General features: G+C 65.6%; 17 protein-coding genes. 7 read left to right on the top strand and 10 right to left on the bottom strand.

Going from position 1 to position 15,241, the window contains the following annotated elements; all coding sequences use genetic code 11:
• Positions 1 to 10: 10 nt before the first annotated feature.
• Genes hemB through I2488_RS08285 form a run of 3 tightly spaced genes read left to right on the top strand, consistent with a single transcriptional unit; the run spans position 11 to position 1,835 of the window.
• Positions 11 to 1,003 carry a porphobilinogen synthase gene (gene hemB / locus I2488_RS08275; RefSeq protein WP_196275318.1) on the top strand — a complete coding sequence of 331 codons (993 nt, stop codon included), beginning with the start codon at positions 11 to 13 and terminating at the stop codon, positions 1,001 to 1,003.
• Entirely contained in the window at positions 1,004 to 1,570 is a 567-nt protein-coding gene (locus I2488_RS08280) for a gamma carbonic anhydrase family protein (RefSeq protein WP_196275319.1), read from the top strand.
• A complete protein-coding gene (locus I2488_RS08285; protein WP_196275320.1) occupies positions 1,551 to 1,835 on the top strand; it encodes a DUF167 domain-containing protein in 285 nt (94 codons plus the stop codon). Before I2488_RS08280 ends, I2488_RS08285 begins: the two co-directional genes overlap by 20 nt.
• Positions 1,836 to 1,845: 10 nt before the next feature.
• Here the strand turns inward: I2488_RS08285 and I2488_RS08290 are convergent, their stop codons facing one another.
• From I2488_RS08290 to I2488_RS08310, 5 genes are all read right to left on the bottom strand, one after another.
• Positions 1,846 to 2,484, bottom strand: a complete 639-nt coding sequence (locus I2488_RS08290; RefSeq protein ID WP_196275321.1) for a DUF1275 family protein — start codon at positions 2,482 to 2,484, stop codon at positions 1,846 to 1,848.
• A gap of 35 nt (positions 2,485 to 2,519) precedes the next feature.
• Positions 2,520 to 2,915, bottom strand: a complete 396-nt coding sequence (locus tag I2488_RS08295) for a group II truncated hemoglobin (RefSeq protein ID WP_196275322.1) — start codon at positions 2,913 to 2,915, stop codon at positions 2,520 to 2,522.
• An 87-nt stretch (positions 2,916 to 3,002) separates the two neighbouring features.
• The gene (locus I2488_RS08300; RefSeq protein ID WP_196275323.1) at positions 3,003 to 3,191 is read right to left on the bottom strand and encodes a hypothetical protein; all 189 of its coding nucleotides are present in this window, start codon (positions 3,189 to 3,191) and stop codon (positions 3,003 to 3,005) included.
• A gap of 62 nt (positions 3,192 to 3,253) precedes the next feature.
• Positions 3,254 to 4,849: a cisplatin damage response ATP-dependent DNA ligase gene (locus tag I2488_RS08305; RefSeq protein ID WP_196275324.1), complete on the bottom strand. Its 1,596-nt coding sequence runs from the start codon at positions 4,847 to 4,849 to the stop codon at positions 3,254 to 3,256.
• On the bottom strand, positions 4,849 to 5,865 hold the full coding sequence (locus I2488_RS08310; RefSeq protein WP_196275325.1) for a ligase-associated DNA damage response exonuclease: 1,017 nt from the start codon (positions 5,863 to 5,865) through the stop codon (positions 4,849 to 4,851). Before I2488_RS08310 ends, I2488_RS08305 begins: the two co-directional genes overlap by 1 nt.
• A 135-nt stretch (positions 5,866 to 6,000) precedes the next feature.
• Here I2488_RS08310 and I2488_RS08315 point away from each other — a divergent pair, with 135 nt between their 5' ends.
• Positions 6,001 to 6,516 (top strand): EF-hand domain-containing protein, encoded by a 516-nt coding sequence (locus tag I2488_RS08315; protein WP_196275399.1) that lies wholly within the window; start codon positions 6,001 to 6,003, stop codon positions 6,514 to 6,516.
• A gap of 61 nt (positions 6,517 to 6,577) precedes the next feature.
• Here I2488_RS08315 and clpA read toward each other — a convergent pair whose 3' ends face one another.
• Both clpA and I2488_RS08325 read right to left on the bottom strand, forming a co-directional pair.
• On the bottom strand, positions 6,578 to 8,941 hold the full coding sequence (gene clpA / locus I2488_RS08320; RefSeq protein WP_196275326.1) for an ATP-dependent Clp protease ATP-binding subunit ClpA: 2,364 nt from the start codon (positions 8,939 to 8,941) through the stop codon (positions 6,578 to 6,580).
• A gap of 168 nt (positions 8,942 to 9,109) precedes the next feature.
• On the bottom strand, positions 9,110 to 9,346 hold the full coding sequence (locus tag I2488_RS08325; RefSeq protein WP_425492380.1) for a DUF1192 family protein: 237 nt from the start codon (positions 9,344 to 9,346) through the stop codon (positions 9,110 to 9,112).
• A gap of 75 nt (positions 9,347 to 9,421) precedes the next feature.
• Here I2488_RS08325 and I2488_RS08330 point away from each other — a divergent pair, with 75 nt between their 5' ends.
• Complete coding sequence (locus I2488_RS08330) at positions 9,422 to 10,420, top strand: NAD(P)H-quinone oxidoreductase (protein WP_196275327.1); 999 nt, start codon at positions 9,422 to 9,424, stop codon at positions 10,418 to 10,420.
• Positions 10,421 to 10,495: 75 nt separating this feature from the next.
• Here the strand turns inward: I2488_RS08330 and I2488_RS08335 are convergent, their stop codons facing one another.
• The 3 genes from I2488_RS08335 to I2488_RS08345 form a co-directional block, all read right to left on the bottom strand.
• Entirely contained in the window at positions 10,496 to 11,200 is a 705-nt protein-coding gene (locus I2488_RS08335) for a cell cycle transcriptional regulator TrcR (RefSeq protein WP_196275328.1), read from the bottom strand.
• Between the two features lie 244 nt (positions 11,201 to 11,444).
• Positions 11,445 to 11,795: a bactofilin family protein gene (locus I2488_RS08340; RefSeq protein ID WP_196275329.1), complete on the bottom strand. Its 351-nt coding sequence runs from the start codon at positions 11,793 to 11,795 to the stop codon at positions 11,445 to 11,447.
• Between the two features lie 7 nt (positions 11,796 to 11,802).
• Positions 11,803 to 12,951: a M23 family metallopeptidase gene (locus I2488_RS08345; RefSeq protein WP_246465558.1), complete on the bottom strand. Its 1,149-nt coding sequence runs from the start codon at positions 12,949 to 12,951 to the stop codon at positions 11,803 to 11,805.
• 291 nt (positions 12,952 to 13,242) lie between these two features.
• Between I2488_RS08345 and I2488_RS08350 the strand changes: the two genes are divergently transcribed.
• Both I2488_RS08350 and I2488_RS08355 read left to right on the top strand, forming a co-directional pair.
• Positions 13,243 to 14,520 carry a glutamate-5-semialdehyde dehydrogenase gene (locus I2488_RS08350; RefSeq protein WP_196275330.1) on the top strand — a complete coding sequence of 426 codons (1,278 nt, stop codon included), beginning with the start codon at positions 13,243 to 13,245 and terminating at the stop codon, positions 14,518 to 14,520.
• Positions 14,484 to 15,173: a nicotinate-nucleotide adenylyltransferase gene (locus tag I2488_RS08355; RefSeq protein ID WP_196275331.1), complete on the top strand. Its 690-nt coding sequence runs from the start codon at positions 14,484 to 14,486 to the stop codon at positions 15,171 to 15,173. Before I2488_RS08350 ends, I2488_RS08355 begins: the two co-directional genes overlap by 37 nt.
• Positions 15,174 to 15,241 lie beyond the last annotated feature (68 nt).

The raw sequence follows: 15,241 nt of genomic DNA on the forward strand, positions 1-15,241 counted from the left end.
CCTGCTTGCCATGACGACTTATCCGATGACTCGCCTGCGCCGCACCCGTGCCACCGCATGGAGCCGCGCCATGCACCGCGAAGTGCTGGTCACCCCCGCCGACCTGATCTGGCCGCTGTTCGTGACCGAGGGCGATGGCGTCGAGGACCCGATCCTCTCGCTCCCCGGCGTCTCGCGCTGGTCGGTCGACGGTATCGTCGCACGAGCGAAGGAAGCCGTGGCGCTTGGCATTCCCTGCCTCGCCCTGTTTCCCAATACCCAGCCAGATCGCCGTAGCGAGGATGGCAAGGAAGCCCTGAACCCCGACAACCTGATGTGCCGCGCGATCAAGGCGATCAAGGACGCCTGCGGCGACGACATTGGCGTGCTGACCGACGTCGCCCTCGACCCCTATACCAGCCACGGCCAGGACGGGCTGATCGACGAGCAGGGTTATGTCCTCAACGACCAGACCGTCGAGATGCTCGTCGGCCAGAGCCTCAACCAGGCCGCCGCCGGGGCTGACATCATTGCGCCCTCGGACATGATGGACGGCCGCATTGGCGCGATCCGCGAGGCGCTCGAAGGCGCGGGCCATATCAACGTGCAGATCATGTCGTACGCGGCCAAGTACGCCTCTGCGTTCTACGGCCCGTTCCGCGATGCGGTCGGCTCGCGCGGGCTGCTCAAGGGCAACAAGAAGACCTACCAGATGGACCCGGGTAACGCCGAGGAAGCGCTGCGCGAGGTGGAAATGGATCTGGCCGAAGGCGCGGACAGCGTGATGGTCAAGCCGGGGCTGCCTTATCTCGACATTGCGTGCCGCGTGAAGGAAACCTTCGGCGTGCCGGTCTTCGCCTATCAGGTGAGCGGCGAATACGCGATGATCGAGGCGGCGGTGGCGGCAGGCGCTGCCGATCGCGATGCGATGGTGCTCGAAACGCTAGTATCGTTCAAGCGCGCGGGCTGCTCTGGCGTGCTGACCTACCATGCTGCCCATGCGGCGCGCCTGATGAGCAAGTAGATGACTTACCCTGACGTTTCGATCATCCCCTTCAACGGCAAGACACCGCGCATCCACGAATCCGCGTTCATCGCGCCGGGGTGCCGAATCATCGGTGATGTTGAAATCGGGCCTGACGTGTCCATCTGGTACAATTGCGTGCTGCGCGGCGACGTCAACTTCATCCGCATCGGCGCGCGTTCCAACATCCAGGATGGCAGCGTCATCCACGTCGACAGCCCTGCGCCGAACAAGCCCGAGGGCTTCCCGACAATCATCGGCGAGGACGTGCTGGTCGGACACCTCGCCATGGTCCACGGCTGCGTGATCGAGGATCGCGGCTTCGTCGGCCTCGGCGCGATCGTGATGAGCGGCGCGCATATCGAAAGCGACGGCATGCTGGCGGCGGGCGCCATGCTCACCGGCGGCAAGCGCGTGCTTTCGCGCCAGCTGTGGAGCGGGCGTCCCGCAGTGTACATGCGCGATCTCAACGACGTTGCGATCACCGAGATGCAGCGTGGCGTCCAAGGGTATGTCCGCAACGGGCAGGCGCATAAGGCGGCCGTTCTTGGCGCGACCGAAGGCTGATCTTCCACCGCCCGAGGCCTTGCGCGCCTTGGCGGATGGTGAGGGGCGGCTCGCGGTGCGGGTCACGCCCGGCGCACGTGGCGAAGGGATCGAGATAGAAGCCGGCCGCGTGGCGGTGAAGGTCCGTGCCAAGCCAGAGGATGGCAAGGCCACCGCTGCCGTTCTCGAACTGCTGGCGCAGGCCTTGCAAGTTGCGCCCTCGAAGGTCGAAATGTTGCGCGGCGCAACTTCTCGGGAGAAGCTGTTCAGGATCCCGCCGGCCTAGGGTGCGGACCCTAGCTTTCAGCGGGAACCTTGAAGGCGATCGCCACCATCAAAGCGCTCCACGCGCTGGCGATCCACAGGCAGCCCAGCGGCAGGCGGTCCTGCAGGAACGCGCCGAGCACCGCGCCAGCCAGCAGGCCTGCCCAGAGTTGCGCCCAGGACGCCCAGGCGCCATCGCGCTTGCCCGAAAGACGTCGCGCAAGACCAAGGCCAAGCTTGACCAGCGCGCCGGTCATGTAGGTCAGCCCAACGGTCACCTCGCCATCGCGCTGAAAGGTGTTGTTGAGCGCGCCCATCGCCAGCACCAGCGCCGCCATCATCAGCGCTCCGTGATCGGCGAAGCGGGCAAGCGAGGCGGCGACCAGCAGCGTGGTGACCAGCGCCAGAACGGCGGGCTTGCGAAAGGAACCGGCGCGCTCCGAGACCAGCGCGCCGCCGGTCACTCCAGCGATGAACCCGAGAATGAGCAGCATCGGGACCAATGCATCGGCGGGAGCGGTGCCCAGCGCGACGCCAAGGCGCGTGGTGTTTCCCGACATGAACGACACGAAGTATCCATGCGCCGACAGGAAGCCAACCGAATCGACAAAACCGGCCATCCCGGCAAGAGCCATGGCAAACGTCCGGCGCTGGCGGTCGTTGAGGATCACGCGCGCCTTCTAGCGCGGCTTCGCGCGCAAGGGAATCAGGTGCGCGCCATGCCTTTGGCCATCTGGCCAAGGACCTCGCTGAGCCCTGCTGCAATCTCGCTGTCTTCGGGAGACACGTCGGCGATGGCGCGGGACATGCAGTCGGCCCATTGCGTGGCCGTCTCGCGCGTGATCGGGAAGGGCTTGTGCATTGACATCATGCACTTGCCGGGATGCGCCTCGAACCAGTCGCGCGGGCCGCCGCTCCACCCTGAGAGGAAACCGGGGAGGGATTCGCGCATCGGCGCAAGGTCGGGCGCGTGCATCGCGCGCAGTTCGGCATAGGCCGGATCGGCGTCCATTAGGTCATAGAAGCGGTCGGTGATGCGGCGCAGAGTGTCGATGCCGCCAAGGCGGTCGTAGGGGCTTTTTGCGGGGGCCTGGGTAGCCAAGGAATTGCTCCGGAACTGGGATCTGGAGCCTTGCTTCTGCCCGCGATCTGCGCCCGCAACATTGACCGCAATCAATCACTTGGCGCTTCATTCGCGGTGGGGAAGGGCCTTGGCCGCCAATCCTGCCGCCATGCCGCCGAGCACGGCACCGATGGCCCAGTTCGTCGCCACTGCATCCCACTGGCGATAGCGGGTCCACTCGCTCCCGGTGCGCAGCGATGTCCATGCGAGTCGGCCCAGGGCATAGGCCGGAGCGGCGAACAAAAGGTTGGCCATTAGCGTTCTCTCCCAGAGCTTTACGGAAGAACGGCAATGGCGTTGCAGGGTTCCGCCAGAGCCTAGTCCGCGATCAGGTTCCTGAGCGTTTCAAGCCGGTCAGCTTCATGAGCCGGTTTGTCGTTGCGGATGCGGCTGATGCGGGGGAAACGCATGGCGACGCCGGACTTGTGGCGCTTGCTGGCGTGGACCGAATCGAAGGCGACTTCGAACACCAGCGACTTGTCGGTCTCGCGCACCGGGCCGAACTTCGCTACGGTGTGCTGCCGGACGTAGCGATCGAGCCATTTCAGCTCCTCGTCGGTAAAGCCGAAGTAGGCCTTGCCGACCGGAAGCAGCTCTGCGCCCTCGTCCGGATCGCCGTTCCAGCAGCCGAAGGTGTAGTCCGAGTAGAAGGAGGACCGCTTCCCCGAACCCCGCTGCGCATACATCAGCACGCAATCGATCAGCAGCGGATCGCGCTTCCACTTGTACCACAGCCCGGTCCGCCGTCCGGCGACGTAGGGACTGTCGCGCCGCTTGAGCATGACTCCTTCGATCGCCTCGTCACGCGCCCTTGCACGAATCTCGGCGAGTTCGTCGAAGCTCCGGGCCTCGATCACCTGCGAGATATCGAAGCGGTTCTGGTCCAGCTTGGGCACCAGTGCTTCCAGCCGCGCCCGGCGCTGTTCCCAGGCCCATTCGCGCAAGTCTTCACCATCCTCGATGAGCAGATCATAGAGGCGCACGAACGCGGGATAATCGCTGAGCATCGCCTTCGACACGGACTTGCGGCCAAGACGCTGCTGCAGGGCATTGAAGCTTGCCGCCCCGCCAGTCTCGCCGCCCTGATGCGCCCCGCGCACCAGCAGTTCGCCGTCGAGCACGCAGGGCGTGGTCAGCGCAGCGGTCACTTCGGGAAAGGTGCCGGAAATGTCGTCGCCGCTGCGCGAATAGACGCGCGTCTCGCCCGCGACATGAACAATCTGCACGCGAATGCCGTCCCATTTCCACTCGGCTGCGAATTCCGAGAGGTCGAGGCTTTCCGCTTCGAGCGGATGGGCCAGCATGAAGGGCCGGAACAGCGGCAGTAGGTCGGTGCGGGGCGGTGCCGCGCCATTGGCGGCCCAGTCGAACAGGGGCAGGTAAGGTGGTGCCTGCCCGTGCCAGTATTCCTCCACATCCTCGACGCTGACTTCAAAGGCCTGCGCAAATGCGACCTTGGCGAGGCGCGCGGAAATGCCGATGCGCATTGCGCCGGTGGCAAGCTTCAGCAGAGCATAGCGACCGTTGACGTCAAGACGGTCCATCAGGTCGGTGAGAATTCCGGGTGCTGTGCTGCGCGTGCTGGCGTGCAAGGTCTCGACCACTTCGGCGACCGAGGGCGGGGGCAGGCGCTCGCCGATCGGCTCAGGCCAGAGCAGGCTGGCGGTCTCGGCCGTATCGCCCACGTAATCGCGGCTCAGCGTCCACAGCACCGGGTCGACCCGCTCGGCCATCAGCGAACGGATCAGGCTCGCCTTTACTGCCGGGAAGTCCAGCCCATCGGTGAGCGCGGCCAGCGCCCAGCCCCGATCGGGATCGGGCATCTCACGCAAGTACTCGGCCAGCAGCGCCAGCTTGGCATTGCGTGATGGCGTGAGGACGAGCGCGTCGAGCAGGGCGGCGAAGCGCTCCATCAGTCGTCCTCGTCCTCATACCCCACCAGCGCCAGGGCACGGGCCTTGCGCTGCGTCAGTTCGCACCAGCGCAGCAGCGCTTCCTCGCGACCGTGGGTGATCCAAGTCTCGGCCGGGTTCACCTGCGCGATGGTGTGGGTCAGTTCATCCCAGTCGGCGTGATCCGAGATGATCAGCGGCAGTTCGACATTGCGCTGCCGCGCCCGCTGCCGCACGCGCATCCAGCCTGACGCCATAGCGGTGACCGGATCGGGCAGGCGACGGCTCCAGCGGTCGTTGAGCGCGGACGGCGGGCAGATCACAATGCTGTTGACCAGCGCCGCCTTTGGCACGCCCGCGACGGCCTTGAGATCGCCCAGATCGACGCCGTGGTCCTCGTAAAGCCGGCACATCCGCTCCATCGCGCCATGCAGCCAGATTGTTTCGCTGTAGCCGGCAGCACGCAGTTCGGCGATCACGCGTTGCGCCTTGCCGAGTGCATAGGCACCCACGAGCACGCAGCGCCCCTGATCGTTTTCTCGCGCAGAGAGCAGCTTGGCCATTTCATCTGCAATCGGCGGGTGGCGGAACACCGGCAGCCCGAACGTCGCCTCCGTGATGAACACGTCGCAGGGTGTCACCTCGAACGGTGGGCAGGTCGGATCTGCGCGGCGCTTGTAGTCCCCGGTGATGACGACGCGCTCGCCAGCGTGTTCCAGCAGGATCTGGGCCGAGCCGAGGACATGACCGGCGGGTACGAACGTCGCGCGCACGCCGCCGCGCAGTTCCAGCGTCTCGCCATAGGTAACAGGAGCCGCCCGAACTGCGCTGTCCGCTTCAACCCCGTACCGCAGTTGCATGATCGCCAGGGTTTCCGGCGTCGCCACCGTGCGACCGTGGCCGCCGCGAGCGTGGTCGGCATGGCCATGGGTGACCAGAGCCGTCTCCACCGGACGTGCCGGGTCGATCCATACGTCGGCAGGCGCAACGTGGATGCCCATCGGCTCCGCCCTGATCCACGAGAATGCCGCTGCCATGCCGGAACAATGGCTGCCCGCCGGGATTCGTTCCAGATGCACCAATGCCACAGGTTTCGACACGCGGGACAGGCAAGGTTCAGGTCATGGAGTTAGCTTGCCCCAGCCCTCCACCAGCGATCCGGGAGACAAGCCATGCTCCGCAAAAGCCCCCTCCTGCTCGCGCCGTTGTGCGCAGCCGTGCTGCTGGCGGGGTGTGACGGCAAGGGGAAGGAGACCGGCCCCGATGTCTCGCCCACGGCTTCGATACCGGCGGTCGCTCCGCCGGAACCTCCCGTCACCGCTGTCCCGCCGTCACGCAATCCGCTGGCCAGCTTCGACCGGCTTGATGCAGCGCACGACGGCAGCATTTCCAGCGCCGAATACGCTCAGGGCGCGCAAAGCCTGTTCGAGATGATGGACATGGAACACGACGGCAATCTCAACGCCGCGGAGCTTCAGGCCGGGGCAGCGATGCTGGCGGAGCTGGATGGACTCACCCCGCAGAGCCTGCTCGCGGTGGCCGACACGGACAACGACGGCAAGCTGACCCTGTCGGAATGGATGGCGTTCAACAACACGCGCTTCACGATGATCGACAGCAACGGCGACGGCCTGATCGACCGGGGTGAATGGGCAGCGCCGCATACGCCGCTGCCCGAGGCGCGATAAATCCCAAAGGAAAGGGCGGCACCTTGCGATGCCGCCCTTCCTTTCCTTCAAGGCCTGAAGCTTATTCGGCTTCGTCCGCGCTCGGCTCTTCGGTCGCCGCGCTTCCGGCCTTGCCCTTGCGGGCCTTCTTCTTGACCAGCTTGGGCGCGGCCGGCGTCAGCTCGAAGGAAAGCGCGTCCTCCTTGAGGCTGACGTGGACTTCGCCGCCATTGGCGAGCTTGCCGAACAGCAGTTCCTCGGCGAGCGGCTTCTTGACCTTTTCCTGGATCAGGCGGGCCATCGGGCGGGCACCGTAGAGCTTGTCATAGCCCTTCTTGGCCAGCCAGCTGCGCGCTTCGGCATCGAACTGGATGTGGACGTTCTGTTCGGCCAGCTGCAGTTCGAGCTGCAGCACGAACTTGTCGACCACGCGGCTGACAACCTCGGGCGGCAGGTAACCGAACGGCACGATCGCATCGAGACGGTTGCGGAACTCGGGCGTGAACATCTTCTTCACGGCCTCGTCACCCGCGTCGGCCTTCGACACATCGCCGAAGCCGATGCCCTGGCGCGCCATGTCCGAAGCGCCCGCATTGGTGGTCATGATCAGGACCACGTTTCGGAAATCCACCGTCTTGCCGTGGTGGTCGGTCAGGCGGCCGTTGTCCATCACCTGCAGCAGTATGTTGAACAGGTCGGGGTGGGCCTTCTCGATCTCGTCGAGCAGCAGGACGCAGTGCGGCTGCTGGTCGATCGCGTCGGTCAGCAGACCGCCCTGATCGAACCCGACGTAGCCCGGAGGCGCACCGATCAGGCGCGAAACCGAGTGGCGCTCCATGTATTCCGACATGTCGAAGCGCTGCAGCGGGATGCCCATGATCTGGGCGAGGCTGCGGGCAACTTCGGTCTTGCCGACGCCGGTCGGGCCCGAGAACAGGAACGAGCCGATCGGCTTGTCTGCATCGCGCAGGCCTGCACGGCTCAGCTTCATTGCCGAGGACAGGACCTCGATCGCCTTGTCCTGACCGAACACCAGACGCTTCAGGTCGCGCTCGAGATGTTCGAGCACCTTCTTGTCGTCCGAGCTGACCGACTTGGGCGGGATGCGCGCCATCGTCGCGATGACCTGCTCGATCTCGCGCGCGGTGATGGTCTTCTTGCGCTTGTTCGGCGGCACCAGCATCTGCATCGCGCCCACTTCGTCGATCACGTCGATCGCCTTGTCGGGCAGCTTGCGATCATTGATGTAGCGCGCCGAAAGCTCGACTGCGGTCTTGATCGCATCAGGCGTGTACTTGACCTTGTGGTGTTCCTCGAACGCGGTGCGCAGGCCACGCAGGATCTTGATCGTGTCCTCGATGGTCGGCTCGTTCACGTCGATCTTCTGGAACCGGCGCAGCAGGGCGCGGTCCTTTTCGAAGTGGTTGCGGAACTCCTTGTAGGTGGTCGAGCCGATGCAACGGATCGTCCCGCCCGAAAGCGCAGGCTTCAGCAGGTTCGAGGCATCCATGGCCCCGCCGCTGGTCGCGCCGGCACCGATCACGGTGTGGATCTCGTCGATGAACAGCACCGCGTGCGGCATCTTCTCGAGCTCCGAGACGACCTGCTTGAGGCGTTCCTCGAAGTCGCCGCGATAACGCGTTCCGGCCAGCAGCGACCCCATGTCGAGCGAGTAGATCACCGCTTCGGACAGCACTTCCGGCACTTCGCCTTCGACGATCTTGCGCGCCAGACCCTCGGCGATGGCGGTCTTGCCGACGCCCGGATCGCCCACGTAGAGCGGGTTGTTCTTGGAACGGCGACACAGGATCTGGATCGTGCGGTCCACTTCGGGCCCGCGCCCGATCAGCGGATCGACCTTGCCGTTCAGCGCCTTCTCGTTGAGGTTGACGCAGAACTGGTCGAGCGCGGTTTCCTTCTTCTGGCCCTTGGCGTCGGCCTTTTCTTCCTGCTGCTTCGGAGCCTCTTCCTCGGCGCCCTTGGGCGTGCGGCCTTCAACCTGCCGGCCGCCCTTGCCGATGCCGTGGCTGATGAAGCTGACCGCATCGAGGCGGCTCATGTCCTGCTGCTGGAGGAAGTAGACCGCATAGGAATCGCGTTCCGAGAACAGCGCGACCAGCACGTTCGCCCCCGTCACGGTGTCCTTGCCCGAGGACTGCACGTGCAGGATGGCGCGCTGGATCACCCGCTGGAACCCGGCGGTCGGCTGGGGATCGGCCTTTTCCTGGGTCTTGAGCGACTGGTATTCCTGATCGAGGTACTGGCGCACCACGTCACCAAGATCGCCAAGGTCCACGCCGCAAGCCTGCATGACCTGCGCCGCATCCGGATCGTCGATCAGGGCCAGCAGGAGATGCTCGAGAGTCGCGTACTCGTGGCTGCGCTCGGACGCGTTGGCGAGCGCGGTGTGCAGCGTTTTCTCGAGACTCTGGGCGAAACTGGGCATGTTGCGGCTACTTTCTGGCTTGCGCCGGTGGGTTCTCCGACATGGAGAGTGCACACGCGTTATTAACCCGGGCTAAACCACGTGTGAGGGTGAGAACAGATGCCTGAAAGACACCCGTATATGCCGGGATATGGTGACGCCCTTCGGCAAAGGGAAGGGCGCGCGAATTCATCCGGCCTCGCCTGAAGGAGGAGGCGTTCGGAACAGGGCTTCAGCTGCGGCGCGATGGGCGCTCGCCTTGTCGCGATGGGCAACCGTGCGCATGATTTCGAGTTCGAGCAGGCGGATGCGCTCGTTCAGTTCGTCGTGCGAATAAGGGTCAAGCACCTCGGTTGCCAGCTGGCTGGCCAGATCCCCTTTCGGGCGAGGGCGCTCATCAAGGTCCATATCGGGCAGTTTGGGCATTGCAGTGCCTTGCTGTCAACGCCTTGCATGGCTAGCCAAGGGCAAATTGGTATTCGCTAGCGACAAGGGCGGTGGATGAGCGGCATTCCTGCAACAATGACGGCAATCGGCTGGGACGCCCCGGGCGGGCCGGAAGTGCTTCGGCCCGAGACTGTCCCGGTTCCGCAACCCGGTCCCGGGCAAGTGCTGGTCAGGGTAGCGTTCGCCGGCGTGAACCGGCCTGACGTGATCCAGCGACAGGGCTTCTATCCGCCGCCGCCCGATGCCTCGCCGCTGCCGGGACTGGAGATTTCCGGACAGGTCGTCGCCATGGGCGAAGGGGTGACCTGGCCCTTCACCGGCACGATGGTCTGCGCGCTGGTGGCAGGTGGCGGCTATGCCGAATACTGCATTGCCGAGGCGGCGCAGTGCCTGCAGGTGCCGACGGGCCTCTCGCTGGCCGAGGCGGCGGCAATCCCGGAAACGCTGTTCACCGTCTGGCACAACGTGTTCGAACGCGGCATGGCGGCTCCCGGTGAGACGATCCTTGTCCACGGCGGCACCAGTGGCATCGGCTCGATGGCTGTGCTGCTCGGCAAGCTGTTCGGTGTCACGGTCATCGTCACCGCAGGCGGCCCGGACAAGTGCCGCCAGGCGCTGGAGATCGGCACGGCCCATGCAATCGACTACAAGGCGAGCGATTTCGTCGAGGAAGTGAAGCGCATCACCGAAGGGCGGGGCGTCGACCTCGTGCTCGACATGGTCGCGGGCGATTACGTCGCACGCAACCTGAAGTGCCTTGCCGACGACGGCCGCCACGTGACGATTGCGGTGCAGGGGGGGCTGAAGGCCGAACTCAACATGGCCGAAGTCATGCGCCGCCGCTTGACGCTGACCGGTTCGACCCTGCGCCCGCGTTCGAAGGCATTCAAGGCCGCGCTGGCCTCGGAAATCCGCGATACGGTCTGGCCGCTCGTGGCGGCAGGCGAGTTGCGCCCGATCATGGACCAGACCTTTGCGCTGGCCGAGGCATCTGCCGCCCACGTCCGGATGGAACAGGGCAGCCACATCGGCAAGATCGTGCTGGCGATCTGAGCCTGTTGCAAAGGCAACGAAAAAGGGCCGCCCCTTCGCAAGGGCGGTCCTTTTTCGTCAGCCTGAGGCGGAAGTTCAGCTGTCCGAGATACCCTCGGCGCGGCGCGCGGCGAGCCACGCGGCGGCTTCGGCTTCCTGCGCGGCTTCCGAGGCAGCCTTGGCACTGGCCTGACGCTCGGCGCGCAGTTCCTCGATCAGGGCTTCCCGGTCGGTGCCGAGGCGCAGGGCGGCCTCGCCGTTGTCCTCGATGCCGGCCTTCTTGGCGGCCTTGGCTACCAGCGAATCGAGTTCGCGCTGCGAGCACAGGCCCAGCGTCACCGGGTCCTTCGGGTTGATGTTGCCGATGTTCCAGTGGCTGCGATCGCGGATCGCGGCGATGGTGGTGCGCGTGGTGCCGATCAGCTTGCCGATCTGTGCGTCCGAAACTTCCGGATGGTTGCGCAGGATCCAGGCGATGCCGTCGGGCTTGTCCTGACGCTTGGAAACCGGGGTGTAGCGCGGGCCCTTGGTGCGGCTGACCGAGATCGGCGCGCGCTGCATCTTGAGCTTGTAGTCCGGGTTTGCCTGACCCTTGTCGATCTCGGCCTGGTTCAGTTCGCCCGAGTGGATCGGATCGCGCCCGGTGTACTTCTGCCCGGCCAGATCATCGGCCATGGCCTGCACTTCAAGGATGTGCAGCCCGCAGAACTCGGCGATCTGCTCGAACGTCAGCGCGGTGTTGTCGACGAGCCAGGACGCGGTGGCGTGCGGCATCAGCGGATACGTGGGCTGGTTGCTCACGGACAATCTCCCGAAAAAAGCGGCTCCGCGAAAAGCGGATACAATAAGGGCCGCCCCTCGCGGAGCGGCCTTGAACCTCGCCGATGTAAGCCGGGAATGGCGAATCGGCAAGAAAAGAGTTGCGGCGCCGGCCCGCTCCGCTGCCCGGACGCCCTTTACGGCAGGATTTGGGTGGCCGGGCGGGGGATCGGGCCGGTGCCGCAAGCCCTTGACGGATGTCAGGGGCGTACGATGCAAAGCACCCTCAGCTGACCAGAGTCAGCGACGGCTCCTCGCCCGCATGGACGCGGTGGGCGAAGCGCCCGTCGACCTGCGCGCCCTGCTCGATCGTCAGCGTGTCGTAGCTCACGTCGCCATGGATGCGCGCCGTCTTGAGGATCACCAGCTCGCCCGCCTCGATCGAGCCGTGGACCGTGCCCGAAAGCCGCGCGCTCTGCGCCTTGATCGCACCGGTCACCGTGCTCTTCTCGCCCTGCACCAGTGCGGCGCAAGTAATGTCGCCCTCGATGCTGCCGTCGATGTGCAGATCGGCACTGGCGGAAAGATCGCCCTTCACGGCAACGTCGGCACCCAGCACGGAGAAAGTCGCGGCCATTGCTGAATTACTCCCCGATACGGTGCGCGGCGCTTCCGGCGCGGATTTCCTGAACATGCCTGTTTGCCTCAAGGAAGGGGCGCGGATTGACCGGACGGTCGTTGATCCGCACTTCGAAATGGAGGTGGGGCCCGGTCGAGCGCCCGGTATTGCCGATCTTGCCGATCTCGCTGCCGGCTTCAACCTTCTGGCCGAACCGCGCCTCTGTGCGCGACATATGGGCATAGCGCGTCATCAGACCGTTGCCGTGGCTGACCTCGACGACATTGCCATAGCCCTGCCGCTGGCCAACGAAACTTACCGTACCCGCAGCAGCGGCATAAATCGGCGCGCCAACCGGGCCGCGAAAATCAAGGCCAGCATGAAATGCCGGGCCGCCGGTAAACGGGTCCGAACGATAGCCGAAGCCGCTCGAGATGTATTCGAGGCTGGCGGGCAGGGTGTTGGGAATGCGGCGCAGACCTTTTTCCAGCGCCGCCATCCGCTCAAGGCTGGCACCAAGCCGGGCAAAGCGCGGATCGACGGTCGCGTCGCTGTCGGTAAACAGTCGGATCAGCGGACCGCCCTGGCCCTCACGTGAGGATGCGCGGAGAATCGCCGGGTTCAGGCCAACGCGCCGGATCGCGGTTTCGGCCTGCGCCGAACGCGCATCGGCAAACCGGGTCAGCCGCTCGATGAAGGCGAGCTGGCGCGCCTCGACTTCGGCAAGGCGCTTGGCCTCGGGCAGTTCCATAGAGATCTTGCGCACGGTCTTCTGCGCCTCGCCGCTGCTGTCGGACACGGTGCCTTGCGGCAGGTCCTTGGGCAGTTCGCCGATGGTGCCTTCGATGGCCTTCTCGATGAAGTCCTGACGGCGATTGAGATCGTCGGCCACGCCCTCCAGCCCGCCGCGATACTTGGCCACGCGGCTTTCTGCCGAGGCCACTGCGGCTTCCCGTTCGAGCAATGCCGTCCGGTCGCGCGAGGCGGTGAACGTGGAAAGCAGCGTTGCGGCCATGACCACCAGCCACAGCAGCACGGCTGCGGCAATGCCACCGGCCACAGTCATCTGCAGGCGCGAGGAGATGCGGATGAAGCGGACCTGACCCTGCGAGCGCATGAAGAACTCACGCTCGGGAAACCAGCTGCGGACCCGCGCAAGCGCTTCCTTTGCCATAGCTGGCGCAGCCGCAAAGCGGGCAGGCTTTATCGATGGCACAGGCAGGCGACCCCCGTCGTTTATCTGCGTTGGTTGGTTAATTCAGATCCCGTCGCGGCGCGAACTAGCCAGCGGGTTCCCGACTAGCGAATCCGAATCTGCAAAGGCGCGGCGAAGCGTGTGAGTCCCCCGATGAATCGTTTGCACTGGTTTAAGCAGGCGCACATCCAGCCTTATCGAGTGCTTCGAGTCGCCCTGCAATCACCCATCCGGATGACATCGCGCAACGCAGGTGCTAGGGCGCAGCCCATGTCCAGTCAGCCCGCACAGCAGCCCGAATCCGTGACCGATCTGGTCGAAGGCCTCGCCCGCGCCGCCCGCACGGCGCAGCGCCAGTTGGCGCGGATGGATTCGCCAGCCAAGGAACGCGCGCTCAAGCTTGCCGCTGCATCGCTGCGCGCCGCCGAGGCGGAAATCCTTGCCGCCAACGCGCAGGACATGGCCAATGGCGAGGCGAATGGCCTGACCGGCGCCATGCTCGACCGCTTGAAGCTGACGCCCGAGCGGCTTGCCGGGATCGCCGATGCCGTCGATCAGGTGGCCAGCCTTGCCGATCCCGTCGGCGAAGTGATTTCGGAAGCCGCGCGCCCCAACGGCATGGTTCTGCAGCGCCTGCGCATCCCCGTGGGCGTCATCGGCATCATCTACGAAAGCCGTCCGAACGTGACCGCGGATGCCGCCGCGCTCTGCGTACGCTCGGGCAACGCCACGATCCTGCGGGGCGGTTCCGAAGCCGTCCACTCCAACCGCGCAATCCACAAGGCGCTGGTTGCGGGCCTCGTCGAGGGCGGCGTGCCTGCCGATGCTGTGCAACTGATGCCCACTCAGGACCGAGCCGCCGTCGGCGCCATGCTCGCGGCGGCCGGCCTGATCGACATGATCGTGCCGCGCGGGGGCAAGAGCCTTGTCGCCCGCGTCCAGGCCGACGCCCGCGTGCCCGTGCTCGCCCACCTTGATGGCATCAACCACACCTTCGTCCACGCCGCTGCCGATCCGGCCATGGCCAAGGCGATCGTACTCAACGCCAAGATGCGCCGCACCGGCATCTGCGGGGCGATGGAAACGCTGCTGATCGATGCGACCTATCCCGATCCGCACGGCCTTGTCGAACCTCTGCTCGATGTGGGTTGCGAGCTGCGCGGCGACGCCCGCGCCCGCGCCATCGATCCGCGCATCGTGCCCGTTGCCGCCAACGACTGGGACACCGAGTATCTCGACGCGATCCTCTCGGTCGCAGTGGTCGATGGGCTGGACGAGGCGCTTGCCCATGTCGCCGCCCATGCCTCGGGCCACACCGACGCGATCGTTACCGAAGATCAGGCTGTGGCCGACCGCTTCCTCACCGAAGTCGACAGTGCGATCGTGATGCACAACGCCTCCAGCCAGTTCGCCGATGGTGGCGAGTTCGGCCTTGGTGCGGAGATCGGCATCGCCACCGGTCGCCTGCACGCGCGGGGCCCGGTCGCGCTCGAAGGCCTCACCACCTACAAGTGGCTGGTCCGTGGCTCGGGTCAGGTTCGCCCCTGAGGAATCCCGCCGCGCCCCTGACCGGCCTGTTCGGCGGCAGCTTCAACCCGGCGCACGGCGGCCACCGCCGCGTCACGCTCTTTGCGCTTCAAGCGCTGAGGCTGGACGAAGTGTGGTGGCTGGTTTCCCCCGGTAATGTGCTCAAGCCGGTCGAAGGTATGGCCCCGCTCGCAGCGCGGCTGGCTTCGGCGCGTCGACAGAGCCGCAATGCCCCGATCCGCGCCACGGCGATCGAACGCGAACTTGGCACGCGCTTCACCGTCGACACCTTGCGCGCGATCAAGCGGCGCTACCCCAAACGCCGCTTCGTCTGGCTGATGGGCGCGGACAATCTTGCCCAGTTCCACAGGTGGAAACACTGGCGGCAGATCGCGAGCGAGATGCCGATTGCGGTGATCGCCCGTCCGGGTTATGATTCGGCTGCCTTGGCAAGTCCTGCCATGGCCTGGCTGCGCCGCTGGCGCCAGCGGCCCGGGCGGTTCGTCTCCGGCGCAATGCGGAGCGCTCCGGCGCTGACCATTCTTCGCTTCGATCCTGACCACCGGTCGGCCAGCGCGATTCGCGCCCATGACCCGGATTGGTCCCGCCGCTACGCACCGGCGGCCATGCGCGATGCTGTCACGCATTGCCTTGTCGGGCGAGGAAAACCCTGACCGCGCAACACCTTGATCCATGTTCCGCCATAGTGCGGAGCATAGAAACTCTTGCGCGTTCCAACCGT

The organism is Novosphingobium jiangmenense, assembly GCF_015694345.1.
GTDB lineage: Bacteria > Pseudomonadota > Alphaproteobacteria > Sphingomonadales > Sphingomonadaceae > Novosphingobium > Novosphingobium jiangmenense.